This is a genomic window from Marinobacter confluentis (assembly GCF_004785685.1).
GTDB lineage: Bacteria > Pseudomonadota > Gammaproteobacteria > Pseudomonadales > Oleiphilaceae > Marinobacter > Marinobacter confluentis.
The window spans coordinates 1-302 of the sequence record NZ_SRPF01000092.1 but is presented as its reverse complement, the minus strand read 5'-3'; the positions used below and the strand labels follow the sequence as shown (position 1 = coordinate 302).

Here is a 302-nt window from a genome sequence, read left to right as displayed (position 1 = left end):
ATATGAAATACATTTCTGGGGTAGTCCTGATGATTTGTATGTCTGTCGCACATGCAACCAGGCAGGACATCGAGATCTATGTAGACAGCGCCTATGAGCCTTTCTCCTACGGTGATGAAAAGGGAGAAGACAAAGGGGTCTACATCGACATCCTTCGCACCGCTTTTTCCAGGATGGAAGGCTACGATGTCACGCTTACACCCATCCCCTGGAAACGTGGTCCGCGCATCATGGAGCAGGGCGAAGGCATTGGGCTGGCTCCCGTTTTCTTTCATGGCCACGACTGGCCTTATCTCTATCCT

1 protein-coding gene is annotated in these 302 nt (G+C 51.3%); it reads left to right on the top strand.

The genetic code is table 11. The features are described from left to right. Positions 1-38: 38 nt before the first annotated feature. Positions 39-302, top strand: a 264-nt coding sequence (locus E5Q11_RS17695; RefSeq protein WP_210426347.1) for a type 2 periplasmic-binding domain-containing protein, incomplete at its 3' end; no start/stop codon positions are given.